The organism is Microvirga yunnanensis, assembly GCF_025460875.1.
On sequence record NZ_JAMXFI010000019.1, the window covers coordinates 35,396 to 60,565 of the forward strand.

General features: G+C 68.2%; 21 protein-coding genes. 9 read left to right on the forward strand and 12 right to left on the reverse strand.

What is annotated here, in order from left to right; translation table 11 throughout:
* Positions 1 to 50: 50 nt before the first annotated feature.
* The 3 genes from NF876_RS12000 to NF876_RS12010 form a co-directional block, all read right to left on the reverse strand.
* Positions 51 to 1,703, reverse strand: coding sequence for a methyl-accepting chemotaxis protein (locus NF876_RS12000; protein ID WP_373696646.1), 1,653 nt, complete (start codon positions 1,701 to 1,703; stop codon positions 51 to 53).
* A gap of 335 nt (positions 1,704 to 2,038) precedes the next feature.
* Positions 2,039 to 2,782 (reverse strand): M48 family metallopeptidase, encoded by a 744-nt coding sequence (locus NF876_RS12005; RefSeq protein WP_262269025.1) that lies wholly within the window; start codon positions 2,780 to 2,782, stop codon positions 2,039 to 2,041.
* Positions 2,783 to 2,858: 76 nt separating this feature from the next.
* On the reverse strand, positions 2,859 to 4,121 hold the full coding sequence (locus NF876_RS12010) for a polyhydroxyalkanoate depolymerase (RefSeq protein WP_262269026.1): 1,263 nt from the start codon (positions 4,119 to 4,121) through the stop codon (positions 2,859 to 2,861).
* Between the two features lie 230 nt (positions 4,122 to 4,351).
* Here NF876_RS12010 and NF876_RS12015 point away from each other — a divergent pair, with 230 nt between their 5' ends.
* Together NF876_RS12015 and NF876_RS12020 are read left to right on the forward strand one after the other, a co-directional pair.
* Positions 4,352 to 5,707 carry an ActS/PrrB/RegB family redox-sensitive histidine kinase gene (locus NF876_RS12015; RefSeq protein ID WP_262269075.1) on the forward strand — a complete coding sequence of 452 codons (1,356 nt, stop codon included), beginning with the start codon at positions 4,352 to 4,354 and terminating at the stop codon, positions 5,705 to 5,707.
* Between the two features lie 82 nt (positions 5,708 to 5,789).
* The gene (locus NF876_RS12020) at positions 5,790 to 6,347 is read left to right on the forward strand and encodes an ActR/PrrA/RegA family redox response regulator transcription factor (protein WP_009490768.1); all 558 of its coding nucleotides are present in this window, start codon (positions 5,790 to 5,792) and stop codon (positions 6,345 to 6,347) included.
* A 40-nt stretch (positions 6,348 to 6,387) separates the two neighbouring features.
* Here the strand turns inward: NF876_RS12020 and NF876_RS12025 are convergent, their stop codons facing one another.
* Both NF876_RS12025 and NF876_RS12030 read right to left on the reverse strand, forming a co-directional pair.
* Positions 6,388 to 6,930 (reverse strand): DUF6790 family protein, encoded by a 543-nt coding sequence (locus NF876_RS12025; protein ID WP_262269027.1) that lies wholly within the window; start codon positions 6,928 to 6,930, stop codon positions 6,388 to 6,390.
* A 120-nt stretch (positions 6,931 to 7,050) separates the two neighbouring features.
* Positions 7,051 to 7,548, reverse strand: coding sequence for an MmcB family DNA repair protein (locus NF876_RS12030; protein WP_262269028.1), 498 nt, complete (start codon positions 7,546 to 7,548; stop codon positions 7,051 to 7,053).
* Between the two features lie 159 nt (positions 7,549 to 7,707).
* On the opposite strand from NF876_RS12030, the gene NF876_RS12035 reads away from it, so the two are divergent.
* Positions 7,708 to 8,565: a GNAT family N-acetyltransferase gene (locus NF876_RS12035; RefSeq protein WP_262269029.1), complete on the forward strand. Its 858-nt coding sequence runs from the start codon at positions 7,708 to 7,710 to the stop codon at positions 8,563 to 8,565.
* A gap of 335 nt (positions 8,566 to 8,900) precedes the next feature.
* Here NF876_RS12035 and NF876_RS12040 read toward each other — a convergent pair whose 3' ends face one another.
* Positions 8,901 to 9,455, reverse strand: coding sequence for a hypothetical protein (locus tag NF876_RS12040; protein ID WP_262269030.1), 555 nt, complete (start codon positions 9,453 to 9,455; stop codon positions 8,901 to 8,903).
* A 261-nt stretch (positions 9,456 to 9,716) separates the two neighbouring features.
* Between NF876_RS12040 and NF876_RS12045 the strand changes: the two genes are divergently transcribed.
* Positions 9,717 to 12,263 (forward strand): ABC transporter ATP-binding protein, encoded by a 2,547-nt coding sequence (locus NF876_RS12045; RefSeq protein WP_262269031.1) that lies wholly within the window; start codon positions 9,717 to 9,719, stop codon positions 12,261 to 12,263.
* A 97-nt stretch (positions 12,264 to 12,360) separates the two neighbouring features.
* Entirely contained in the window at positions 12,361 to 13,272 is a 912-nt protein-coding gene (locus NF876_RS12050; RefSeq protein ID WP_262269032.1) for an MBL fold metallo-hydrolase, read from the forward strand.
* A gap of 99 nt (positions 13,273 to 13,371) precedes the next feature.
* On the opposite strand, the gene NF876_RS12055 is transcribed toward NF876_RS12050, so the two are convergent.
* Positions 13,372 to 13,707, reverse strand: a complete 336-nt coding sequence (locus NF876_RS12055) for a hypothetical protein (RefSeq protein WP_262269033.1) — start codon at positions 13,705 to 13,707, stop codon at positions 13,372 to 13,374.
* 730 nt (positions 13,708 to 14,437) lie between these two features.
* Between NF876_RS12055 and NF876_RS12060 the strand changes: the two genes are divergently transcribed.
* From NF876_RS12060 to NF876_RS12070, 3 genes are read left to right on the forward strand one after another with little or no spacing between them, the layout of a single operon-like run.
* Positions 14,438 to 15,445: an NAD-dependent epimerase gene (locus NF876_RS12060; protein WP_262269034.1), complete on the forward strand. Its 1,008-nt coding sequence runs from the start codon at positions 14,438 to 14,440 to the stop codon at positions 15,443 to 15,445.
* Between the two features lies 1 nt (position 15,446).
* Positions 15,447 to 16,448, forward strand: coding sequence for an MraY family glycosyltransferase (locus NF876_RS12065; protein ID WP_262269035.1), 1,002 nt, complete (start codon positions 15,447 to 15,449; stop codon positions 16,446 to 16,448).
* Positions 16,445 to 17,377: an NAD-dependent epimerase/dehydratase family protein gene (locus tag NF876_RS12070; protein ID WP_262269036.1), complete on the forward strand. Its 933-nt coding sequence runs from the start codon at positions 16,445 to 16,447 to the stop codon at positions 17,375 to 17,377. The genes NF876_RS12065 and NF876_RS12070 overlap by 4 nt, the downstream gene beginning before the upstream one ends.
* On the opposite strand, the gene NF876_RS12075 is transcribed toward NF876_RS12070, so the two are convergent.
* From NF876_RS12075 to NF876_RS12095, 5 genes are all read right to left on the reverse strand, one after another.
* The gene (locus NF876_RS12075; protein WP_262269037.1) at positions 17,310 to 19,274 is read right to left on the reverse strand and encodes a nucleoside-diphosphate sugar epimerase/dehydratase; all 1,965 of its coding nucleotides are present in this window, start codon (positions 19,272 to 19,274) and stop codon (positions 17,310 to 17,312) included. The genes NF876_RS12070 and NF876_RS12075 overlap by 68 nt on opposite strands.
* 204 nt (positions 19,275 to 19,478) lie before the next feature.
* Complete coding sequence (locus NF876_RS12080) at positions 19,479 to 20,261, reverse strand: ABC transporter ATP-binding protein (RefSeq protein ID WP_262269038.1); 783 nt, start codon at positions 20,259 to 20,261, stop codon at positions 19,479 to 19,481.
* Positions 20,258 to 21,262, reverse strand: coding sequence for a FecCD family ABC transporter permease (locus NF876_RS12085; RefSeq protein WP_262269039.1), 1,005 nt, complete (start codon positions 21,260 to 21,262; stop codon positions 20,258 to 20,260). The genes NF876_RS12080 and NF876_RS12085 overlap by 4 nt, the downstream gene beginning before the upstream one ends.
* A gap of 128 nt (positions 21,263 to 21,390) precedes the next feature.
* Positions 21,391 to 21,630 (reverse strand): hypothetical protein, encoded by a 240-nt coding sequence (locus NF876_RS12090; RefSeq protein ID WP_262269040.1) that lies wholly within the window; start codon positions 21,628 to 21,630, stop codon positions 21,391 to 21,393.
* Positions 21,631 to 22,275: 645 nt separating this feature from the next.
* The gene (locus NF876_RS12095; RefSeq protein ID WP_262269041.1) at positions 22,276 to 23,469 is read right to left on the reverse strand and encodes a winged helix-turn-helix domain-containing protein; all 1,194 of its coding nucleotides are present in this window, start codon (positions 23,467 to 23,469) and stop codon (positions 22,276 to 22,278) included.
* A 189-nt stretch (positions 23,470 to 23,658) separates the two neighbouring features.
* Between NF876_RS12095 and NF876_RS12100 the strand changes: the two genes are divergently transcribed.
* Positions 23,659 to 25,170, forward strand: a complete 1,512-nt coding sequence (locus NF876_RS12100) for an MDR family MFS transporter (protein ID WP_373696647.1) — start codon at positions 23,659 to 23,661, stop codon at positions 25,168 to 25,170.

The following is a 25,170-nucleotide window of genomic DNA, read 5'->3' on the forward strand; positions in this document are numbered from 1 at the left end:
ACGCCCGGTTAAGCCGAAATCGGCGCACCTGTCATCTGATTTGGCGGTTCCTAAGCTGCCCGGACGGTCGCCAGGAAGTCGTTGACCTGGTTGCGCAGGTGCTCGGCCTGGCCCACGAGAGCCGAGGAGGACGTCAGCACCTGATGGGCCGCGACCTCCGTCGCCTCGGCCACCTGGGCCACCCGGCTGATATTGGCCGTCACCTCGCCGGTTCCCGCCGAGGCCTGGTTGACCGAGGCGACGATCTCCCGGGTGGCGGCGCCCTGCTGGTCCACCGCCATGGCAATGCTGCCGGACACATCGCTCATGGCCTGGATGCGCTGGGTGATGCCGCTGATCGCTTCCACGGCCTTGGAGGTCGAGGTCTGGATCGCGGCGATCTGGCTCGAGATGTCGGCCGTGGCCTTGGAGGTCTGGTCGGCGAGCGACTTCACCTCGGTGGCCACTACGGCGAAGCCGCGGCCGGCCTCGCCGGCGCGGGCGGCTTCGATGGTGGCGTTCAAGGCCAGCAGGTTGGTCTGGCCGGCGATCGCCGAGATCATGTCGATCACGGCCCCGACCCGGTCGGCCGCGGCGCTCAGCTGCGAGACGATCTCGGTCGTCAGGGTCGCGGCCTGCACGGCCTCGCGGGACATGACGGCCGACTGCTCGACCTGGCGGCTGATCTCGCCCACGGAGGCGCCGAGCTCTTCGGTGGCGCTCGACATGGCGAGCACGTTGGCCGAGGTCTGCTCGGCGGCGGCCGCCACGGCCGTGGAGCGCGAGGACGTGGCCTGGGCGGAATTGGTCAGCTGCTCGGCCGTGGCCTGCATGCGGCCAGCCGCCGTCGAGACCGATTCGATGATCTCGCCGATGGCGCCGTCGAAGGTCTCGGCCAGCTCGGTCATCATGCGCTTGCGCTGGACCTCGGACGCCTCCCGGGCCTGGATCGCCTCGAGCTCCAGGGCCTTGTTGCGGACCATACGGTCCTTGAACACCTGGACCGTCTCGATCATCTGGCCGATGTCGCGGCTGCGGTTGCCGGACGGCAGCTCGGCCGCCAGATCGTCGTCGGCGAGCCGGCGCATGACCGAGGTCAGATTGCGCAGGGGCGCCACGATGCTGACCTTCGTCATCAGGAGGCTGATCAGCACGCCGAGCGCGATGCCGGCGGCCGCGACGCCGATCTGGAGCCGGACGGCGCCATTGGCGCTGTCCTCGGCGGCCGCGCGCATGTCGGCGAGCTTCTTGGCCGTGTAGGTGCTGTAGGCCTTCACCGTGTCGGTGACGCTGCGCTGCGACGCGAGTCCCTTATCCACCTCGGCGGCCATGACGGCCGGGTCGGTGCCTTTGCCGGAGGCCGCTACCGCGATCATGGTCCGGATGACGTCGAAATAGGCGTTCAGGGATCCCCGCATCTGGCCGAGCAGGAGCCTCTCCTGGGAATCAGCCACCGCCTCGAGCTTCTTGAACCGGTCGAGCATCTCCCTCGTGCGGCGCTCGGCTTCGGCGCCGAAGTCGGATGCCTTGGTCGGCTGCAGGGCGACCTGGTAGGTCATGCGGCTGATGGCGATGATGTCGACGCGCAGGTCCATGGCCTCGCGGGCGGCCTCCTCGCGCGGGCCGACGATCTCCATCGCGTCCTTGAGCCGGGAGGTTTCGCGCCAGCCCACGACCGCGATCACCGCGGCGACCAGTCCCATGAGGGAGACGACCGCGATCACCTTCTGCGGGATCGAAAATTTTTCAGTGCCATTGGAATCTTGCCCCTGCCGACCGGCCGTGCGTCTGGCTCTCGAGGAAGCGGCCGGATCGACGAAGGTCAGGTCTATTGCCCTAACGGCATGTCTGCGGGGCAGCAGTTAAGAAACCGATAAATTGTCCAATGGAAACAATGGAGACGGGCAAAACCGCGGTGGGAGCCATCCTGCGCATGTCGTGGCCGGGCTCGTCCCGGCCATCCCGATCCTGTGGAACGCCACGCTTTTCCGCTCGATATCACCGGCACAAGGCCGGTGATGACGGAGAGGCTCGTGTCGATCGACGGGCTCGGCAGTCCTCACCCGATCCGGTGCAGGGCGCTGCCGTAGGTCTTGAGCCACTCCTCCGCCTCGTCCGTGCGCGGGCAGAGCTGGTGCGTGAGCCTCCAGAACCGGCTGGAATGGTTGAGCTCGCGCAGATGCGCCACCTCGTGGGCGGCGAGATAATCGAGCACGAAGGGCGGCGCCATGATCAGCCGCCAGGAGAAGTTGAGCGCTCCGTTGGCCGAGCACGAGCCCCAGCGGCTCTTGGTGTCGCGCACGGTGATGCGCTTGGCCGGCTGGCCGAGCTGGGCCGTATGCTTCTTCACGGCGGCGGCAAAGTCCTTCCTGGCCTCCGCCTCGAGAAAGTCCCGCACCCGCCGGGCCACGTGGGCGGCCTCGCAGGCGACCGCGATGACCGGCTCGCCCGTGGCGCTCCGGGCCGCCTGGGTCACCCCGCGAATCGCCGACCAGTGGACGATCCGGTGGGGCACGCCACGAAAGGGCACGAGGGCGCCCGGCTCGAAGAGCACCCGCTCCGGCACCTTGGCGAGCCGCGTGGCGATCCACTGGCTGTGGCTGTCGGCGAACTTCTGGGCGAGCCCCACATCGGTGCGCTCGGGGATGCTGAGCACGACCTCGCCGGTCGCGTTGGAGACGCGCAGCGTGATCCGCTTGGCGGTCGGACGACGTTTGAGGGCCACCTTGAAGGTCTGGCCTTCGTGGACGACTTTGAGATGAGGCGGGTCCGCAGGAACGCGGCGGAACAGGGCGGATTTCATGTCCGCAATCTGCCCTGTCAGGCTGATTCTGTCAGCGCAGCCGTTTGCCGCTCCTAAGAACGTATCAAGAACAGGATCATGCCCTTGACGGCTTCGTCCGGGCTGGTTCTCGGCTGTGATTCTCAATGAATTCAACGATTCGAGGAGCGATCTGAGCCCTGAAACGAGAACCGTTGAAGACGCCATAGTGACCGACCCCGGCCTGGAGATGATAGAGCTTCTTGTCGGAGGGAAGGTTGGGGGTCAAGTCCAGGGCCGCCAGGGTCTGGCCCACGCCCGAGATGTCGTCCCGCTCGCCCTCGACCGCCATGATGGCGCAGCGCCGGATGGCCATCAGGTCCACCGGCTGGCCCCGGTGCATCATCTCGCCCTTGGGCAGGTCGTGATTGACGAACACCGTCTCGACCGTTTGCAGGTAGAACTCGGCGGTCAGGTCCATGACCGCGAGATACTCGTCGTAGAAGTCCCGGTGCTTCTCGGCCGAATCGCCGTCGCCCTCCACGAGATGGTTGAACATCTCGTAATGGGCCGTGAGATGCCGGTCGATGTTCATGGCCATGAAGCCGGACAGCTGCAGGAAGCCCGGATAGACGTCGCGCCAGAAGCCCGGGTGGGACGGCGGCACCTTGGTGATGCAGTGCTGGCGGAACCAGTCGATGCCGCGCTCCTCGGCCAGCCGGTTCACGGCGGTGGGCGAGCGGCGGGTGTCGATGGGCCCGCCCATGAGGATCATGGAGCGCGGAACGAGAGGGTCGTTCTCGGCCTCGAGGCGGGCGACCGCCGCGATGACGGGCACGGCCGGCTGGCACACGGCCATCACGCTCAAGTTCGGGCCGAGGTCCCGGAACATGGCCTTGAGATAGTCGATGTAGTCGTCGAGATCGAACCGGCCCTCGGCCAGGGGCACCATGCTGGCGTCGGCCCAGTCGGTGATCATGACCCGGTGGGTCGGCAGGAAGGTTTCGACCGTGCCGCGCAAAAGCGTAGCGTAATGGCCCGACATGGGGGCCACGATCAGGAGCTTCGGCTGGTCCTCGGCCCGGGCGTGATCCCGCTCGAAGGCAATGACGCGGCAGAAGGGGCGCTCCCAGACGATCCGTTCGGTGACCCCCACCTCCTCGTTGCCGATCACCGTCGTAGGCAGGTCGAAGGTGGGCTTGCCATAGCGCCGGGTGGTGCGCTCGAACAGCTCGCAGGCCGCCGAAACGGTCCGGCCGTAGGGCGTGTTCGTGAGGGGATTGTCGGGATTGTCGAAAAAGTGCTTGGTGATATCGGAAGCTGCGCGAGCCGGACTCAAAAGCCAATGCGCGGTATCGTACCATACATAGGAAAAATTCATCTAACTGTCCCCAAGGGCCGGGTGCCTGGTTCTCGCATCACGCGGTAGGCTTTATCCTCAACCGTAATTTTAAGATTAAAGTTCCTTCAGATTATTGCAACAGACTAGCTCCTCCACTGCGAAAACGAACTACATACTTTGGTTTCAGACCGCCGCCGAAGTCGTCGATAGGACGATAGTCCAAGGCCGGATGCTTGGCGAACGTTGAGGCCACCCTATTCTGTTCGGTGATGTCCAAGATCGACCAGAAGAGCCTGACCCACCACGCCCGGCACCTGCGCCTCGACACCCTCGTTCGCCTGCGCTGGCTCGCCATCGCGGGTCAGGCGGCCGCCGTCGCCGGGGTCCGGTTCGGGCTCGGCTTCCCTCTGCCCTTCGCCCTCTGCTTCCTGGTCATCAGCGCCTCGGTCTGGGTCAACCTGCTCCTGCGGATCCAATACCCGGCGAGCCACCGGCTCAGCGACACCATCGCCACGGCGCTCCTCGCCTTCGACATCCTGCAACTGGCGGGGCTCCTCTATCTGACCGGCGGGCTGGAAAACCCCTTCGCCATGCTGTTCCTGGCGCCCGTGCTCATCTCGGCCACGGCGCTCACCCCGGAGCGGACCCTCGGCCTCGGCCTCCTGGCCATCGGCTGCGCGACGCTGCTGGTGCTCGCCCATAAGCCTCTGCCCTGGTCTCCGGCGCAGAGCTTCACGCTGCCGTTCCTCTACGTTACCGGGATCTGGACGGCGATCGTGCTCGGCACGGCCTTCACGGGCATCTATGCCTGGCGCGTCGCCGAGGAGGCCCGGCAGCTCGCCCAGGCGCTCGCCGCCACGGAGCTCGTCCTCGCGCGGGAGCAGCACCTGTCCCAGCTCGACGGCCTCGCGGCCGCGGCGGCCCACGAACTCGGAACCCCCCTGGCCACCATCGCCCTGGTGACCAAGGAGCTGAGCCACGCCATGCCCAAGGACGGGCCGGTGGGCGAGGACCTGCGGCTCCTGCAGGAGCAGGTGGAGCGCTGCCGCACCATCCTGACCAAGCTCACCTCCATGGGCCAGGAGGAGGAATCGGAATTTCTCGAGACCATCTCCCTGAGCCATCTGGTGGAGGAGATCGTCGAGCCGCAGCGCGCCGTGGGGTTCGACGTGCAGGTCGAGACGCGGGGCGAGGGTCCGGAACCCATGGGGCGGCGCAATCCGGGGGTCGTCTACGGCCTGTCCAACATCCTCGACAACGCCACGGACTTCGCCGAAAGCCGGGTGACCATCGAGGCGTTCTGGTCCCCTCACGAGGTTTTCATCGAGATCCGGGACGACGGCCCGGGCTACGCGCCCGATATCCTGCTCAGGGTGGGCGAGCCCTACGTGACCACCCGCAGCGCCGCCGAGCGGACGGAGGACAGCGAGGAGGGCGGCGGCCTGGGGCTCGGCCTGTTCATCGCCAAGACCCTCATCGAGCGCTCGGGGGCGGAACTGACCCTGACGAACGCCGCGCCGCCGGCCTCGGGGGCCATCGCACGGATCGTTTGGCCCCGTCATGCGTTTGAACGAGGTGCGGCAATTTCGCCGCAGGGAGAGTCCACGCTGTCTCTCCAAGGCTAGGGGAAGGATTCCCATATGAGAAAGGAGCCGGACAGGCTCGCTCATGAGGGAGTTAAAGCCCAACATGCAAGGAGATATTCTGATGGCCGATGCGCCTGCCGCGTTCGAAGATCGCGCCGACAAGAGCCTCTTGATCGTCGACGACGACCGGCCGTTCTCGACCCGTCTCGCCCGCGCCATGGAAGGCCGCGGCTATCAGGTTCGCGTGGCCGAAAGCGTGACGGACGGCCTCGCGGCCATCGAAAGCGAACCGCCGGCCTTCGCGGTGATCGACATGCGCCTCGGCGACGGCAACGGGCTGGATGTGATCGAGCGTCTGAAAAGCCGCCGTCCCGACGCCCGCGGCGTGATCCTCACCGGCTACGGCAACATCGCCACGGCCGTGACGGCGGTGAAGATGGGCGCCTTCGACTATCTGGCCAAGCCCGCCGATGCGGACGAGATCCACGCCGCGCTCATGGCGCAGCCGGGCGAACGCGCCCTGCCGCCGGAAAACCCCATGTCGGCCGACCGGGTGCGCTGGGAGCACATCCAGCGCGTCTACGAGCTCTGCGGCCGCAACGTCTCGGAAACCGCGCGCCGCCTCAACATGCACCGCCGGACCCTGCAGCGCATCCTCGCCAAGCGCGCCCCGCGCTGACACCCCGAACGCCAGGCCCTCGCCCGGCTCTCTGCCGGGCTCAGCGCGAGAACGCGCCTGACGGCTCCTGGGCGAGGGGGCGCGGATCCTCACGGTACCGCATCCGGAGCAGAACGAGCCCGAAGACCGGCAGCAGGACATCCGTGTAGAAGATCGCGCCCGCATTGCCCGGGGCGAAATTGTGCGCCTGCACCATCTGCTGCACGTGGCCGGCCGCCGCCCCCCACAGGAAACAGGCCGGACCCGCGAGAGCGGCGAGGCGCAGGCCGCGACCGCCCCTGAACGCCATGAACCCAACCACGGAGAAGCCGAGGCTGGCAAAGCCCACCTCCTTCTGGAACGGGCTGGTCTGCCAGCCGATGAAGGCAGCGGCCATCTCCGAGAAGAAGACATGCATGACGAAGTTGTAGAGGAAGCTCACGCCGAGCGAGAAGAACAGGAACCAGGACAGGAGCGCCTCGACGATTGTCGTCCGGGTCCAGGGTCGCGGGCGGCGCAGCAGGGCGATGAGCGATGCGACCAGCCCGACGGCGAAGAGGGTGAGCGTGAAGTTGCTGAGCAGAAGCCGGATGGCCTGTTCCATGATCGCCCCCGCGACCGGCGGATCCGGTCATGGGCGGGAGAGTGACGCCAGGCGGCCGGTCCCGCAACCGCCGTCAAGACGGACTTGCACAGGAAACGCGTGGCGCGAACCCGCGGCGGGTCAGAGGCGTCCGTCCGCGACCCGGTCCGGATCGGCGAGGGCATGCAGCAGCGAGGCGGCCGAATGGGCGAAGCGCAGGGTCACGGCCTTGCGGCGGGCGCCCGCGAGCGGATGATGCGAGGCCTCCCGGACGATCGCCGCCCCGAAGCTGTCGGCGACGATCAGGCCGCGATCCTCCGGCAGGATGTCGAAGGGCACGGTCTCGGGCACGGCGAAATAGAACCGGTCGCAGAAATCCTCGTAATCGGGCCATTTCCGGTCGGCCCGGAAATCGGCCACGCTCGACTTGATCTCCACGATGGTGAGCGCGCCGTCGGGGGCAAGCGCGATGAGATCGGCGCGCCGGCCGTTGGCGAGGGTGAATTCCGGCAGGCTCACGTGGCCGAGCTGCGCGAACAGGCGGCGCACGCCGCGCTGGACTCCGAGGGCGATGGTGGATTGGCGGCCATCCGTGGGCAGGACGATGGGGCGGGAAACAAGGGCGGGCGAATCGGACATGAAGCCCAGGGTACGCCCCCGCGGCCGGCCTGCAACGGCCCCGTTGTCGCGCTTGTCCGGGTCTCACTTGCCCGGGACTCACTTGCCCGGGACTCAACGGCGCCGCGCGTCTCCGATAGACTGGCGGCGAGCGCCCTCACCCGAGTCACGAGGCCGGCCATGGCAGGCGAACCTTCCGACGACTGGACGATCCGCGTGATGACGCGCCCGGACCTGGACCTGGCGATCGACTGGGCGGCCGCCGAGGGCTGGAACCCCGGCCTCGGGGACGTGGAATGCTTTCACGCGGCCGATCCGGGAGGATTCCTGGTCGGCAGTCTCGGCACCGAGCCGGTCGCCTCCATCTCGGTGGTCCGCTACGGCGGCGCGTTCGGCTTTCTCGGTCTTTACATCGTCCGGCCCGACCGACGCGGCCAGGGCTTCGGCCACCGTCTGTGGCAGGCCGGCATGGATCGTCTCGCGAACCGCCTTGTGGGCCTCGACGGGGTGGTGGCCCAGCAGGACAATTACCGGCGGTCCGGCTTCGCCCTGGCCCATCGCAACATCCGTTTCGGGGGCATCCCGCACCTCGAAGCGCCCCGGGACGCAGGCCTGCGGCCGGTGAAGCCTGAAATCGTCGATGCCGTTCTCGCCTACGACCGACCGTTCTTTCCGGCACCGCGCGACACCTTCCTGCGCTGCTGGCTCAGGCCGGAGGCCCGCAAGGCCGTCGCTCTCGTGAGGGACGGGGGCGTCGAGGGTTACGGGGTCGTCCGGGCCTGTCGCAGCGGCTTCAAGATCGGCCCCCTGTTCGCCGACGGCGAGCATGAGGCCGACCTGCTGTTCCGGGCGCTCGCATCGGAAGCGAAGGGCGATGCGGTGTTCCTCGACCTGCCCGAGCCGAACGCGGCCGCCCACCGGCTCGCCGCGCGCCATGGCCTCTCGGCCGTGTTCGAGACGGCCCGGATGTATCGCGGCGAAACCCCGGACCTGCCCCTGCCGCGCATCTACGGGATCTCGACCTTCGAACTGGGGTGACGGTCGCGTCCATATCGCGGGAACGACAACCCGCTCCGTCATGGCCAGGCCTGTCCCGGCCCTTCCGATCCTGTAAGGCCCGATCCTAGCGCATCGTGCGGAAAAGTGGACCCGGTTTTCGCTTGCGCGGCCCGCTGGGTCCGCTCCGAACGATGCGCTGCTTAAGGGAAGGAGTATCGGATCCGATCCCAAAAGTGGGTCCACTTTTGGGTCCGATACTCTAGAGCATCGGACGGAAAAGTGGATCCGGTTTTCCGTTCTGACCGATGCTCTCATCCAAGAAGAAAGCATCGGATGGATCCCAAAAGTGCAAGTCCACTTTTGGGTCCGATGCTTTAGTGCAGCATCAGGTGATGCGGCGACAGGTTCTCCAGCATGTCGCGCAGGTCGTCCATGTGCGGGTTGATGGCAAGCGCGATCTGGAACGCCGCCCGGGCCTCGTTGAGATGGCCGTTGCGCAGGCAGATGTTGCCGAAGCCCGCGATGGCCCCGAAGTGGCGCGGCTCGAGCCGCAGGGTCTGGGCGATGTCGAGCAGGCTGTCCGCGTCGCGCTTCTCGATGGAGGCGAGCGTCGCCCGCTTGTTCCAGGCCTCCGCCCAGCCCGGATGCCGGGCGACCAGATGATCGAGCAGGGGCCGGGCGGTCTTGAGCGATCCCGACCCCATGGCCTCGATGGCGGCCATCAAGGTCTCCTCGGCGAGCCGGTCCTCGTGGGATCCCCACAGGGCCCAGATCTGATCCTCGATGTCCTCGACCGGACGGTCCGGCTCCGCCAGGGCCAGCTCCTTGAACAGCCCCGTCAGGCGGCGCGGCAGGTCCGGGCTCGGGGTGCGGGTCGGCACCTCGAGAACGAGCTGGAACACCGGATCGAGCGGCAGGAGGGACGTCATGGACAGGCTCACCGATCCTCCGTGAAAGGCAGCAAGGCAGAGGAGCAAGGGAGGTGACATAGCGTGGAAGCGCGGCGCGGCGAGGGGTCGTGGCGGCAGAGTTTGAGCGGAGCGACGGCCTGCACGGGACCGGCCCCGGCCGGGCATCCGGCCGTTTTGTGCCGGAGCGCACTTTTTGACCACGAGGCAGATCCCATTCGCCGAGAAAATGCACTAGGGTATCCCACCGTCACCGAAACTGATCGCCTGTTGGAGTTGTCCTTGGGACTTGTCGTGGAGCGCGACCCGCTGCGCCTGGCGTGGAAAACATCTCCTGGTCGCCATCTCGTCGGATTGAGCCTTCTGGCTCTGGCCGGCCTTCTGATCCTTCTCGGCTTCGATCTCGTGCGCCTCGTCGTGGACCGGGCCACCGGGGGATCGGGCGGCTGGCATGCGCCGGCCACCTTCCTGCGGATCGCCCTGAGTCCGCCGGCGGCCCTCTGGCCCGAGCCGATCGTGCTGGTCCCGGGCGTCGTGCTGGGCCCCGAAGCCTTCGCCCTGGCGTCGATCGTCGGGATCCTGATGATCCCCCTTCTCCTCGGCCTGATCCTGGTCGGGCTCGAATGGCTGGTGGTCGGCGTCGGGCTCAGGATGCTGACCAGGACCCAGTCGGCCGCCCTCGACGTCATCCTGAAGGTGCCCACGGCCTCCCACGACGAGATCGCCATGGTGACGGCCCTCGCCGGCCGGGGCCTCGCGCGGGAGAGCGGCGTGCTGGGATCCAGCCTGCTCATGCCGGTGAAGCTCGGCGGGATGATCGGGCTCGCCTGCGCGTACGTGTTCGTCATGGATTGGCGTCTCGGGGCCGCCCTGGCGCTGGTGTTGGTCCTGGGCGCGGTGGTGAGCGCCCGCCGCTCCCTCCTGCGCTTCGACGCCACCGCCGCCCGGCACCAGGAGGGCGATGAGGCCGAGGGCGTGTTCGCGGAGCTGGAGCACCGCATTCCGGCCCTGCGGGCGCACGGCACGGCCCCCTACGAGCGCAACCGGGTGCGGGAGGCGCTGGTCGCGAGCCATCGGCCGGTGATGAAGCGGGAATACCGCCTCGCCCTGGCGGAGGCGGGCTCCGCGGCCGTGCTCATGATCGCCCCCCTGTCCGTCCTGACCCTGGGAGCCTGGTTCTCGCAGGGTCGTCCCGTGTCGGCCGGGACGGTGGCGGCCAGCGTGCTCGCGGCGGCGCTCGCCGCCTACGGCACCCGGGAGGTGGTCCAGTGGCACCGGCTCGCCTTGAGGGCGAGGGCGCTTCTCATCGATCTGGGTCGGGGGCTCGGGCCGCTGAAGCTGCGCGCCGCCCTGAAGGGCAAGGCCGGCCTCCCCGACAGCGGCGCCCTCGTGGCCCAGGGCGTCTCGGCCTATGACCCGGCGAGCGGGGCGCGGGTGACCTCGGTCAACCTGAACCTCGCCTTCCCGTCCCATGTGGCCCTGGTGGGCGACGGGGATGCAGGCCCGCGGCTCCTGGCGGCCCTCATGAGCGGCCAGATCCCGCCATCCATGGGCCGCCTGACCTATGGCGGCATCGACCTGTCCGCCGCCGATCCGGTGGAGCGCAGCCGGCGCATCGCCTTCGCGGGCGGCACCGTGCTGATCGACGGCAGCCTCAAGGACAACCTGCTCTACGGCGCCGCTGCGCCGGCGGGCGAGCTCGACCACCGCCTGTCCGAGGCCATCGCGGTGGCCGGCCTGGACCGTCTGACTCATGCCCGTGGCCTGTCCGGAACCATCGATCCGGACCGGGAGCCGACATTCGCCGCCGCCATCGTGGATGCGCGCCGCGCCGTGCAGGCGGCGCTCGCCGCCGAGCAGCTCGACCGCTTTGTCGACCCCTTCAGCGCCACCCGCTACAACCGCTATGCCACGATCGGCGAGAACCTCCTGTTCGGAAAGCCCATCGGGGATTCGTTCCAGGAGGATCGCTTGGCGAGCCACCCCTTCGTGCGAGCGATCCTGGAGGCCAACGAGCTCACCAAGCCGCTCGCCCGGATGGGGCTCTCCATCGCCACGAGCATGATCGAGATCTTCTCCGACATCCCGGACGGGTCCCCCCTCTTCGAGCGCTTCTCGTTCTTCTCGGCGGCGGACCGCCCGTATTTCCAGGATCTTGTCGACCGGAGGAACGAGCAGCGGCGCAGCGACCAGACCTCCCGGGACCGGGAGCGCCTGATCGGTCTCGCCCTGCGCTACAACGAGAGCCGGCATCGCCTGGGACTGCTCGAGGCCGGCCTGGAGGCGCAGATCCTCGTGGCCCGGGCCGATTTCGCCCGCATGCTGCCGGTGAGCCTGAAATCCGCGATCGAGTTCTACGACGAGGAGCGGTTCTGCGCGGCGGCCAGCATCCAGGACAACCTGCTCTTCGGGCGCATCGCGGCCGATCAGGCCGGCGCGCTCGCGTCGGTCCAGGAGGTCACGCGCCGCGTCCTGACCCAGAGGGGCCTCGACGGGGAGGTGTCGCGCATCGGGCTCGACACGCCGATCGACCCGCAGGGCGACGATCTCACCCTGAGCGAGGCGGCCGCCATCGACCTCGTGCGCGGCCTCGTGCGCCGCCCGAGCATCCTGGTGGTGCAGCGGGCGCTCGACGGTCTGCCGGGACCGGCCGCCGACCGGCTCGTCGCGTCCCTGCGCCGCGCCCTCGTGGGACGGGGGCTGATCCTCGCGACGCCGGCGATCTCGCCGGCCATGGATCAACCGCCCTTCGACGCGGTTATCCATTTCGAGCGGGGCGAGCCGGTCATGGATCGCCGCACCAGATCCCTGGAGGCGCTGAGTGCGTGATACAATATTTACCTTGACCTGCCGACCCGCTCGTGGGCAGCTTATCGATGTGCGCCAGCGCACATAAGCAGGGTTTTCGATTGGCCATGATCCTGAAATGATAAGGCGTGTTGCATCCTCTGACGCGTTGCGGGTCCGGTTCTGGGGCATACGCGGCTCCACCTGCGCCTCCGGTCCGCAATTCGTCGAGTTCGGTTCGCACACCCCCTGTATCGAGGTCCGCTGCGGCGAGCGCCTGTTCATCCTCGATGCGGGAACCGGTCTGTCCGCCTTCGGCAGCGAACTCGGCCCCTCCGCCCCGGACAAGATCGACATCCTTCTCAGCCACCTCCATCTCGATCACATCAGCGGCCTGCCCTTCTTCAAGCCCGCTCTTCTCGCCAAGGAGCGGGTGATCCGCACCTATTGCGGCAATCTCGAGGGCGAGAGCGCCATGGAGCCTCTAAACCGGATCTTCGCCCCGCCGCTGTTTCCCGTCCGCCTCGGCCAGCTTCCGGCCCGCTTCGAACACCACGGCTTCAAAGCGGGCGAGCCCCTCACCCTGGACGACGGCGCGCGGATCGAGACCCACCTGCTCAACCATCCCGGCGGCGCCACGGGCTTTCGCATCAGCCATCGGGGCCGCAGCGTCTGCTACATCAGCGACGTGGAGCACAGCGACGTCTGGCCCGACCCGGGCCTCCAGCATTTCGTGCGCGACGCCGACCTGATGATCTTCGACGGCATGTTCTCCGACGCCGAGTATTCCTATTGCCGCGGCTGGGGCCATTCCACGTGGCAGAAGGGCGTGGAGCTCGCACAGAGCGCCGGCGTGAAATCCCTGGCGATCTTCCATCTCTATCCCGGCCACGACGACGGCTTCCTGAAAGCCGCCGAAGTCGAGATGCAGGCCGTCATGCCGACGGCCTTCATGGCCCGCGAGCGCCAGTCCTTCATCTTCGAGCCCATGGAAGACAACATGGACATGAACTGCTCCGAACCCGCCCTGGCTCAGGCCGGCGGCGGCTGACCACCCCCCGCCTCAGGGATTCCGCGACTTGGAATGATCGCGCGGGATCGAACGCCCGAACGGTGCCCCGGCCCTGACGAAGAGCGCGCCGAACGACCCTTACGCCTGAGGCCGCCGGACCACGCCCTGCACGACGGTGCCGCGGCCGATCAGCTCCGGCGGCGGGTTCTCCCAGTCGATCTCCTGCGGCTGGCGCCCGTGCCGGTAGGCCATCCAGCGGCCCTGGTCGTCCTGGTACACGCCGTAGACCAGCGGCCCGCGCCAGTGCCGCTCGCGACGCACGAGGCCGACGAGGTCGCGCACGCTGCGCAGCACGAGCCATGTGATGCCGAGAAGGGTCAGCGGCAAGCTCACGAGCCAGAGCGCCTGGATCGGTTCGGACGAGCTTTGGAACTTGGAGAGCCAATCGGCCCAGAGGCTGTAGGGTTGATCCATGGCGGCAACTCCCTCGGGTTGAAGCGACCACCAGCACCGCTGGTGGCCGGGGAGTTGAGAAGCCGCCTGTAGACGACCGCGATGACCTTTAGGCTTTCGCCCTGGACATGCGCCATCGCCTCCCCGACCGTAAGGTTGGGAAGGCATCGTTGACGACCGATACCGGCCGCTACAGGTCGGGGTTCTCACGCCCCGGAACCGGGTGCGCCCGGCTCCGGTGACGAGATAACACGGTTGCACCCGGGGGCGTCAATCGGGCCGGGGGGTGCGGGCCGTCAGGCCACCCGCCACGTCATCACTGGCTCACACCACTTCCACGTCATCACCGGCCTTGTGCCGGTGATCTCGATGGTTTGAAGCGCCGCGCTCTTCCGAACCGGGATGGCCGGGACAGGCCCGGCCATGACGTGCGGAGGGTGTCATCCCCGTCATGGCTATGATGCAGCCCGGCAGCCTCCGACGATGCGGCGGCCAGGACGGGGCATCGGGTGTGAACGGGTCTCCCCTTTGCGCAAAAATCGTCTAGAGCCTCGGACGTGACCCAGAGGGCCGCGTCAGCGAAAAGTGGACACCACTTTTGGGTCCGAGGCTCCCTCTCTTGACCGGCGCATCGGAACAGGCGGACCCGAAGGGCCACGTCAGTGACCTGCAGGGCCACGCTAGTGAAAACCGGGTCCACTTTTCCGTCCGATGCGCTAAGGTGCCTGCCCGTTCATCAGACAGGCCTTTCATGTCAGCTCCCATCCTCGTCACCGGTGCGGCCGGCTTCATCGGTTTTCACGTGGTGCAGCGGCTTCTGGCCGATGGCCATCAGGTGGTCGGCGTCGACAGCTTCACGCCCTATTACGACGTAGGCCTGAAGGAGGCACGCTTCGGAAAGCTGACGCCGCACAACACCTTCCTGGGCGAGCGCCTGGACCTGTCCGACGTGCAGGCGACCCGCGATCTGTTTCAGCATCACCGCTTCGAGAAAGTGATCCACCTCGCAGCGCAGCCCGGGGTGCGCTTCGTCGATCCCCAGCCCTATGCCGCGTCGAACCTGATGGGCTTCATGAACATGCTGGAAGCCTGCCGGCATGGCGGGATCCAGCACCTCGTCTATGCGTCGTCGAGCTCGGTCTACGGGGCGAACCGCAAGCTGCCCTTCTCCGAGCACGACGGCACCGACCATCCGATCAGCCTCTACGCGGCCACCAAGAAGGCGAACGAGATGATGGCGCATTCCTATGCGTGCCTGTTCGGCCTGCCCGCGACGGGCCTGCGCTTCTTCACGGTCTACGGACCCTGGGGCCGGCCCGACATGGCTGTCTACAAGTTCACCCACGCCATCGCCGAGGGCCGCGGGATCGAGGTCGCGAATGCCGGCAAGGTCTGGCGCGACTTCACCTACGTGGACGACATCGTGGAAGGGGTCGTCCGACTGGTGGACCGGGTCCCCACGCCCGATCCGGCCTGGAACGCCGAGCGTCCCGACCCGGCCATCAGCCCGGCCCCGCACCGGATCTACAACATCGGCAACGACAATCCCGAAGAGGTGAACGATCTCGTGGCCCTGATCGAGGAGGCCCTGGGCAGGAAGGCCAACCGGGTCGACGTGCCGCTGCCGCCGGGCGACGTGCTGGAGACCCGCGCCGACGTGACGGACCTGCGCCGTGACGTGGGCTTCGCGCCCTCGACGTCCCTGAAGGAGGGCATCAGGCGCTTCGTCGGATGGTACCGGGACTATCACAGGGCCTGAGATGATCGTCGTATTCGCTCTGCTCTCGTCGGCGCTTCTCTCGGCCCTTCTCATCCTCGTCCTGAAGCCCCTGCTCGTCCGCTACGCCCTGGCGCGACCGAATGCGCGCTCGAGCCACAAGACGCCGACGCCGCAAGGAGGAGGGATCGCGGTCCTGGCCGCGACGCTGGCCGTTGCAGGCTGCTCGGCGATCTGGCTCGTGCTGCCCGTCGCGTCCTTGTCGGTCGTCGGGGCCGCGGCGATCGCCTTCGCGGTCCTGGGCACGGCCGACGACATCCAGCCGCTGCCGGCCTGGATCCGGCTCGTCATGCAGTTCGTCATCGTGACCGCGGTCGTTCTCGCATTCGGGACGAGGCTCCTGCCCGAGCCCGTTCCCCTGGCTGCGGAGCGGGTTCTCCTCGTCGTGGGCGGCGTGTGGTTCGTCAATCTCGTCAATTTCATGGACGGGCTGGACTGGATCACCGTGGCCGAGATGGTTCCGATCACGGGCTTCGTGGCGGGCCTGGGCCTCGTCGGCATCATGCCGCTGTGGATCGCGGTCCTCGCCGCGGCCTTGTGCGGGGCGCTCGTCGGCTTCGCCCCCTTCAACAGGCCCGTCGCCAGGCTGTTCCTGGGGGATGTGGGGTCCCTGTCGATCGGGCTTCTCGTCGGCTGGATGCTGCTGCAACTCGCCGGAACCGGCGGGCTCGCGGCCGCGATCCTGCTGCCGCTCTACTACCTGATGGATGCGACCATCACCCTGCTGCGCCGCCTCGCCCGGGGCGAGAAGGTCTGGGAAGCGCATCGCAGCCACTTCTATCAGAAGGCCACCGACAACGGCGTCCGGGTCCTCGCGGTTGACGCCCATGTGTTCGGCCTCAACCTTGTCCTGGCCGCTCTCGCCGCTATGACCCTTGTCTGGCCCTCGGGCGCCGTGCAGGTCGTGGCGCTCGCCCTCGGGGTCGTTCTCGTGGGCCTGGTTCTCAGGCGTTTCTCTCGACCCGGACTGGAGGTTTCCCGATGAATGCACCCCTGATTGCCCTGACCGGCGCCACGGGTTTCATCGGACGACACGAGCTGCCCATGCGGGGGTACCGGGTGCGGGTTCTGCTGCGCCGTCCGTCCGAGGTGCCGGCCGGCGCCTCGAGCGCGGTCATCGGCGACATCGCCTCCCCGCACAACATGGCGGCCGCCCTGCGCGACGTGGACATCGTGATCCATTCGGCCGGCCTGGCGCATGCCATGTCCGGGCGGCCGGAGGACGATTACCGGACGATCAACACGGACGCGACCGTCCGGCTCGCCCAGGCGGCCGAGCGGGCCGGGGTCAAGCGCTTCGTGTTCCTGTCGTCGATCCGCGCCCAGACCGGTCCCGTGGCCGACGGGATGGTCACCGAAGACCGGGAACCGCAGCCCACCGACCCCTATGGCCGTTCGAAGCTCGAGGCGGAGCGGGGCCTTGCCGCCCTCGGTCTCGACTGGGCGGCCCTTCGTCCCGTGCTCGTCTACGGGCCCGGCATGAAGGGCAACATGGCGGCTCTCCTGAGCCTGGCGCGATCGCCCTGGCCTCTGCCGCTCGGCGGATTGACCGCCCGGCGCTCGCTCCTGTCCCTCGACAACCTGGCGGCCGCCGTGGACACGGTCGTCGGCGCGCCCGGTCCCCTGAGGCGTCCTTTCATCGTGGCCGATCCGGAGCCGGTCACGATTCCCGAGATGGTCACGGCTCTGCGCAAGGGGCTGGGCCGCGGGCCCGGATTGGTCCCGGTGCCGTCCTTCCTGCTCAGGGGAGCCGCCGCCCTGGCCGGCCGGCACGAGGCCTACGAGCGTCTGGCAGGCTCGCTGGTCGCGAGCCCGCAGGCCCTGAGGGACCTGGGATGGCAGCCGGTCAGTTCGACGCGAGACGCGCTTGCGGAGCTGGCGCGGCGGGAGGGGGCGCCGGCTTCCGGCGCTTGAACTCCGGAATCGCTTCCTCGAACACATGCTCGGCCAGGGCGCGATCGCCGTTCGCGAGGGCGCGGCCGAGGATCTGCAGCCATTGGTCGACCCGGTCGCGGTCGGCGAAGATGGGCTTGGCCGCCATGACGCCGTCGATGCCGATTTCCGTGCGCGGCTCCTCGCGGGCGAAGAGGATCTCGTGCAGCCTCTCGCCCGGGCGCGTTCCCGTGACGGCGATCTCGATATCCTCGCCCGGCTCGTAGCCGGCGAGCCGGATCATGCGTTCGGCCAGGTCGTAGATCCGCACGGGCTGGCCCATCTTGAGCACATAGACCGAGGCGCGCTCGTCCCCGTTGGTGCGCTCCGTCAGCGCCCGGCTCTCCTCCGCGTGGGACGCCGAGGTGAGCACCAGGTCGGCAGCCTCGCGGGTGGTCATGAAGTAGCGCACCATGTCGGGATGGGTGACCGTGATCGGGCCGCCGCGGGCGATCTGCGCCTTGAATTTCGGCACCACCGACCCGACCGAGCCCAGCACGTTGCCGAACCGGACCGCGATGATCCGGGTGGCGCCGTTGCGGCCCATGAACTCGGCGTCGAGCGCCTGCCCGTACATCTCGGCGAAGCGCTTGGTGGCGCCGAGCATGGAGACCGGATCGATGGCCTTGTCGGTGGAGATCATCACGATGGTGTCGGCCCCGGCCTCCACGGCCGCGTCAGCCACGTTCACGGAGCCGAACACGTTCGTCTTGATGCCTTCCGTCCAGTTCTTCTCGAGGTAAGGAACGTGCTTGAGGGCCGCCGCGTGGAAGACCACCTCGGGCTTGAACGCGTTCATCACCTCGCGCACCCGGTCCCGGTCGCGCACGTCGGCGATGACGCCGTCCACACGGGTGTCGCTCGAGAGCAGCGTCGGGTTCTCCAGGATGTGGTGCAGGGACGGCTCGGAGCTCTCGAGGACCAGGAGGTCGCTCGCCCCGAAGGCGACGACGCGGGTGCAGATCTCCGACCCGATGGACCCGCCGCCTCCGGTCACCAGCACGCGCTTGCCCCGGATGAAATGTTCGAGCCGCCTGCGGTCGATCTGCACGGTCGGACGCAGGAGCAGATCCTCGATCTCGAGCGGAGCGAGCTCGGCATCGCGCATGCCCTCGCCCAGGCTTGTGACCCGCACCAGCGGCAGGCCGAGGCGGCGGGCGCGGGCGAGCAGCATGTCCGGGTTGGCCTCGGGCGTCAGGGCGCTCGGGGTCGCCAGCAGGCGGCGGATGGGTGTCCCCCGCTCCTGGAAATCCTGGATCACCTGGTCGAGATCTGCGAACGTGCCGAGAACAGGCACGCCGCGCATGGATTGGCCGAGATCGTCCGTGCGCCAGGACAGGATGCCCTTGGGCTGGGTCTTCTTGACGGTTCCGGCCTCGATGGCGCGCAGGACCACCTCGGCGTCGCTGCCGCGCCCGAGCAGCAGGGTCGGGGTGCTGGAATCCCGCTCGAGGGTGTGGCGCGAGCGGGCATATTTCAGATAGCGGAAGGCCAGACGCGGGCCGCCCAGCAGGAACATCTGGATCAGCCAGTAGAGGGCGATCGTGACCTTGCCGAAGAAGAAGGTGCCCCGCAGCTGCGGCGAGACCAGGATGTAGTCGACCATCAGCAGGGTCACGGCCAGGATGGTCGCAGCCCGGAAGATGTTGAAGAGATCCGGCAGGGACGCGAAACGCCACTTGGACCGGTAGAGCTGGGAAAACCCATAGACCACGCCCGCGAAGGCGATGAAGGGCGGCAGGAACAGCGGCAGATGGACCAGCCGGTCGGACAGGAGCGGGCCTTCGAAGCGCACGTAGAAGGTCGCGAGGACGGCGATGCCCGTCATCACGAGATCGTGCACGATGATAAGCGTCTTCTTGAGACCCTGCCGATTCATAGCCCCGCCATACCCCCGAGCATCGGACCCAAAAGTGGACTTGCCCGTTTGGGATCCATCCGATGCTCCCTTTCTCGAAGCAGCGCATTGCGCGGAAAAACCTATCCACTTTTCCGCACGATGCGATCGTCTCGGGGTATCGGATGGGCTCACCCCTTTGTCAATGTAAGACAGTCACCGACGACAGGGACAAATCGGCCGGTCTCAAGGGCCCGGAAGCGGGCTCTCCGCCACCACCAGGAGACCGCCCGCCTGCGCCAGGACCTGCGCCCGGACGGCGAAGACCGCTGCGAGCCGCGCGCCGGTCAGAACCGCTTCGGGCGGCCCGAAGGCCTCGGTTTTCCCCTGGTGGAGCAGCAGGATATCGTCGGCGAAGCGGGCCGCGAGCGTCAGGTCGTGCATGATGGCGACCACCGTCGCGCCGGTCCGGGCATGGGCTTTCAGGACTTCGAGAACCACGAGCTGGTGGCGCGGATCGAGGGCCGCGACGGGCTCGTCGACCAGCAGAACCGGCGCCTGCGTCGCGAGAGCGCGGGCCAGAAGCACGCGGGCCCGCTCGCCGCCGGATAGGGCCGTGGCGGGCCTGTCCGCGAAGCCCTGCAATCCGACCGCCCGGAGCGCCGATGCGACCGCCTCCCGGCCGGCCTGCGACAACCGGTCGAGCTTCTCCCCATGGGGCAGGCGGCCGAGCGCCACGACGCCCGCCACCGGCAGGGGCCAGGCCACGAAACCGCCCTGAGGCAGATAGGCGATCGCGCGGGCCCGGTCGGAGGCGCGCATCCGCGCGAGGGGAACGCCGTCGAGCGCCACATCGCCCCCGGCCGGCTCCGTCAGCCCGGCGAGGGCCCGCAGCAGGGTTGTCTTGCCGGCGCCGTTGGGCCCGACGATCACCGTGAGGCGTCCCGGCGCCGGAGACAGGTCGATCCGGTCGAGGGCACGGCGGGTCGCCAGATCGACCGACAGGGAGCGGGCCTCGAGCCGCCTCATGCGGGTGTCTCCACCAGATCGGCCTTCCGCCGGGCGATCACCCAGAGGAAGAACGGCACGCCGAGCAGCGCCGTGAGCACGCCGATCTTCACCTCGGCCGCCGAGGGAACGAGGCGCACGGCGATGTCGGCGGCGAGAAGCAGGGCTGCGCCGGCGAGGCCCGCCGGAACGAGGGTGCGCGCCGGATCGTAGCTCACGAAGGGACGCACGAGATGGGGCACGACCAGGCCGACGAACCCGATGGAGCCGGCCACCGCCACCGAGGCGCCCGTGCCGACGGCCGCGCCCGCCACGATGAGAGCCCGCAGGAGCGGCACGCCGATCCCGAGGCTGCGCGCCGTCTCCTCGCCCAGCGCGAGCGCCCGCAGGCCGGGCGCCGCCGACAGGATCAGACCCGAGGCCAGGACGATGAAAGGGGCGGCCAGGAGCACGTGGACCATCGACCGGTCCTCGAAGGAGCCCAGGAGCCAGAAGACGATCTCGGTGACGGCGAAGGGATTGGGCGAGAGGCTGATGGCGAGCGACGTGCCCGCCCCGGCAAGGGATCCGACGGCGAGCCCCGCCAGGACCAGCACCACGATGGTGGCGCCCCGTCCCGCCACCGCCACGACGAGGCCGACGGACAGGAGGGCGCCCGCGATCGCCGCGAAGGGCAGGGCCCAGGACAGACTGCCGACGAGCCCGGAATAGATCACCAGCACGGCCCCGAAGGCCGCCGCCTGCGGGGCGCCGAACACCGCCGTGTCGGCGAGCGGGTTGCGCAGCAGCCCCTGCAGGCCCGCCCCCGACAGGCCGAGGATCCAGCCGACCAGCCCGGCCAAGGCCGTGCGCGGCAGGCGGATCTCGCGCACCACGATGCCGGCCGCACCCTGGTCCGACACGAGAGCCTTCAGCACCGCCGGCACGGCGATCGGCGCCGGCCCGATGGCCAGGGAGACGAGGCTCAGGGCTCCGACGAGGGCGATCAGGCCGGGGAGGAGGGGTGATCGGAAGAGGGACATGGACGCCGTTTTCGTTGCTCCTCGCGGATAGAGCACGAAATGTCCCGATGACAAACATCGCTAGCGCTCGAAGAAACACCGCACCGTCATAGGCGGGGATTGCCGCAAGGTTCTCTGAAATGATGCAATCAGCGCGACCATTCGTGCTCGTTGACGTCCGTCTCGCCGTGAAAGCGTCGCTCCATCCGGATGGTGATGGGGCGTACAGGGGCGTCGCTGCGAAACAGCCTGGTCTCGGGCCGGCGAAACGTCGTCAGATTGGATGGGCCCGGCCTGTCACCCGTGTCGCGCCGATAGCAGTAGACGAAGGCGCCAGCCTCCTGCACGAGCTTCTCCGCGTGAACGAGGGGCGGTTTCGGTTTGGACATGCGCCAACACCTCCCGACCGCAAGGCCGGGGAGACATCGTTGCGGTCGATGCCGACCGCTTAGGAAAGGCTTCTAGACCCCGGAACCGGGTGCGCCCGACTCCGGCAACAAGCTTCAAGTGTGCGGGGTCAACCGGAAAGGCGTACTGGAGACCCGATCCCTCCACGTCATGGCCACCCTCCGCACGTTCTGTCTCCCCTCCACGTCATCACCGGCCTTGTGCCGGTGATCCCGATGGCTCGAGGCGCGGCGCTTTTCGGATCGGGATGGCCGGGACGAGCCCGGCCATGACGTGGAGGGTGGGGCGATGTGTGTTTGCTCCCAATTTGTTCTTTATAGCAGGATCGAGCCAAGCTCCATCATGGCCCAGATCGGTTCCTGCGAGGGGCGCGCTCGCGGGGCGTCGCAGGGACGGGAGCCGGCACGGTTCCGCCACGTCATGGCCGGCCCTGTGCCGGCCATCCCGATCGGAAGGGCGCGTCTATCCGAAGGGGGATCACCGAAACGAGCCCGGCCATGACGTGAAGGATGTGAAAGCCGGTGATGACGTCGAGGGGGCGGGCCGGATCATCCGGTCGAACAGGAGCGGCGCCTCCCGCATCGACATCCCCGAAGCAAGCCCGGTGACGGGCACGGGACTTTCGTTCACACCTCCAGCGGCTTCCGCCAGGCCGGCGGGGCGGTGATGCTGCCGAGGTTGAGCCAGGTGGCCATGAGGCGAAGCTCGTCTCCGAGGGCCGGTGCGATCTCTTCGGGGCGCAGGCCGGGTTCCGGATGGATCGAATGCACAATGAGGTTGCCGGCCGCCCGGTCCGCCTTGAGGTCGACCCGGGCCACGATTCGTTCGCCGAGCACGAAGGGCAGGCAGTAATAGCCGAATTCGCGCTTCTCCGCCGGGGTGTAGATCTCGATCCGGTAGCGGAAATCGAACAGGCGCTCGGTCCGCGTCCGCTCCCAGACGATCGGATCGAAGGGCGACACGAGAGCCCGGGCCTCGACCCGGCGTGGGTGTCTGGCCTGCGGGTCGAGATAGACCGGCCCGGTCCAGCCCTCGACCGTGACGGGAACGAGATCCCCGGCCTCGACCAGTTCCGGAACGCGGGCCTTGGCGTCCTGCGGCTCCAGGCGGAAGTAGTCGCGCAAACAGCGCTCGGACGCGATGCCGAGCGACCGGATGGAGAGCCGGAGCAGCTCGCGCTGCGCCTCCTCGGGCGAGGGCGTCGGGGCGTTCAGGATCTCGCCGGGCAACACCCGCTCCGGCAGGTCGTAGAGGCGCTCGAAGCCGCGGCGCGCGGCCGTCGTGACCAGGCCTGCCCAGAACAGCCATTCGAGCGCCCGCTTGCCGTCGCTCCAGCCCCACCAGGAGCCCTGGCCCTTGCCCCCGATGGACAGCTCTCCCGCCCCGATGGGGCCGCGGGTTTCGATCTCGCGGCGGACCTCCTCGATAAAGGCGCGCTTTTCCCGTCCGAACCGGGCGAGCCCACCATAGATGCCCTCGCCGCGCGCCGCGCGCTCCATGCGCCAGCGGAACAAGGGCTGGAGATCGAGCCGGATCAGGGAGGCCTCGTGGCCCCAATATTCGAAGGCCTCGCGCCGCCTGGGGTGGTAGGCGGTCTTCTCGAGAAGCCCCCGGTCATAGGCGCCGATCCGCGAGAACAGCGGCATGTAATGGGCGCGCACCAGCACGTTGACCGAATCGATCTGGAGCAGGTGCGAGCGCTGCAGCACGCGGCTCAGGTGCCGCTTGGCCGCCGCCGGGGGACGGCCTTCGTGAAAGCCCTGCGCGGCGAGCGCGATGCGCCGGGCCTGGGCGAGGGAGAATCGGGTGCGCGATGCCATGGCGAGAACAATAGAGAAACATCGCAGGTCAGGACCAGATCCAACGACCTGGAGCCATGTCGATAACGGATGGAACCTGTGGACGGACCTGATGCTTAGCTCAATCTTTAACCCCGACGCATACCAGCCTTGCAATCCCGGGTTCGACACAGCCGTGGTTCGTCCCTTACATGGGCCTGCCGGAACACGATGGAAACCATGGACCAATCCGCCACAGCACAGCCTCACGGCGGCCCGGGCACGGCTCTGAGCCATGCCGAGATCCGCACCATCATCGCGGGCGTCATCCTGGCCATGTTCCTGGCAGCCCTCGACCAGACCATCATCGCCACGGCGCTTCCCACCATCGGCCGCGAGCTGGGCGACCTGGAACATCTGTCCTGGATCGTGACGGTCTATCTCCTGACCTCGACCGCGGTGACGCCGCTCTACGGCAAGCTCAGCGATTCCTACGGCCGGCGCGGCATCATGCTGACGGGCATCGTGATCTTCGTCATCGGGTCCATCGCGTGCGCGCTCGCCCCCACCATGACGATTCTCATCCTGGCCCGGGGCCTGCAGGGCATCGGCGGGGGCGGGCTCATCGCGCTGGCGCAGACCATCATCGCCGACATCGTGCCGCCGAAGGAACGCGGCCGCTATCAGGTTTATTTCGCCAGCGTCTTCATGACCTCGAGCCTTCTCGGACCCGTGCTCGGTGGCTTCATCGCCGAGAAGCTGCACTGGTCGATGATCTTCTGGATCAACCTGCCCCTGGGGCTCATCGCCTTTGCGATCGCCTATCGCAGCCTGAGGCGGCTGCCCCGGTTCGAGCGCCCGCACCAGCTCGATCTGCTCGGCGCCGTTCTCCTCGTGGCGGCCACCGTCGTGCTGCTTCTGGCCCTGAGCTGGGGCGGGATCCGTTACCCCTGGGGCTCCGCGCCCATCCTGGGGCTGATCCTGGGCTCCCTCGTGCTGTGGATTCTGTTCGCCCTGCGCATGAAGCTGGCGCCCGAGCCGCTGATCCCGCCGGGCGTGCTGCATAATCCGGTGGTGCGCATGGCGGTGCTCGCCGCCTGCTTCGGCATGGGCACCTATATCGGCCTCACGATCTACCTGCCGGTCTATTTCGAGGCCGTGCGCGGCATCTCGGCGAGCCAGTCCGGTCTCGCGCTTATTCCCCTCATGGCCGGAACGGTGGTCGGCGCCACGCTCTCCGGCCGCACAATGGCAAAGGTGAAGCACTACAAGCGGCTTCCCACGGCGGGCCTTCTGGTCGCCATGGGAACGACGGGCATCCTCGCGGCCTACGGTCAGTCCTTGTCGCTCGTCACGGTCGAGATCATTCTGGCCGTCATCAGCATCGGTCTGGGCACGGTGCTGCCCGTCACCATGGTGACGACCCAGAACGCGGTGGCTCCGCACCAGATGGGAACCGCGACGGGCACGGCCAATTTCTTCCGGTCCCTCGGCGGTGCCTTCATCGTGGCGATCTTCGGCGCCATCGTGCTCGGCGGGGCGGGCCTGAGCGGGGCCTCGAGCGTCGAGAGCCTGAGCGCGGTTGCCGCGCAGTCAGGCGTCGATCTGGCGAACGTGTTCAGCTGGGTCTTCATCGCGGCCATCGTGGGCTTCGGCCTGTCGCTCGCCTTCCTGCTCGCCCTCGAGGAGCGGCCCCTGCGCGGCAACGCCATCAAGGCCGCCGAGGCGGTGGTGGCCGACTGA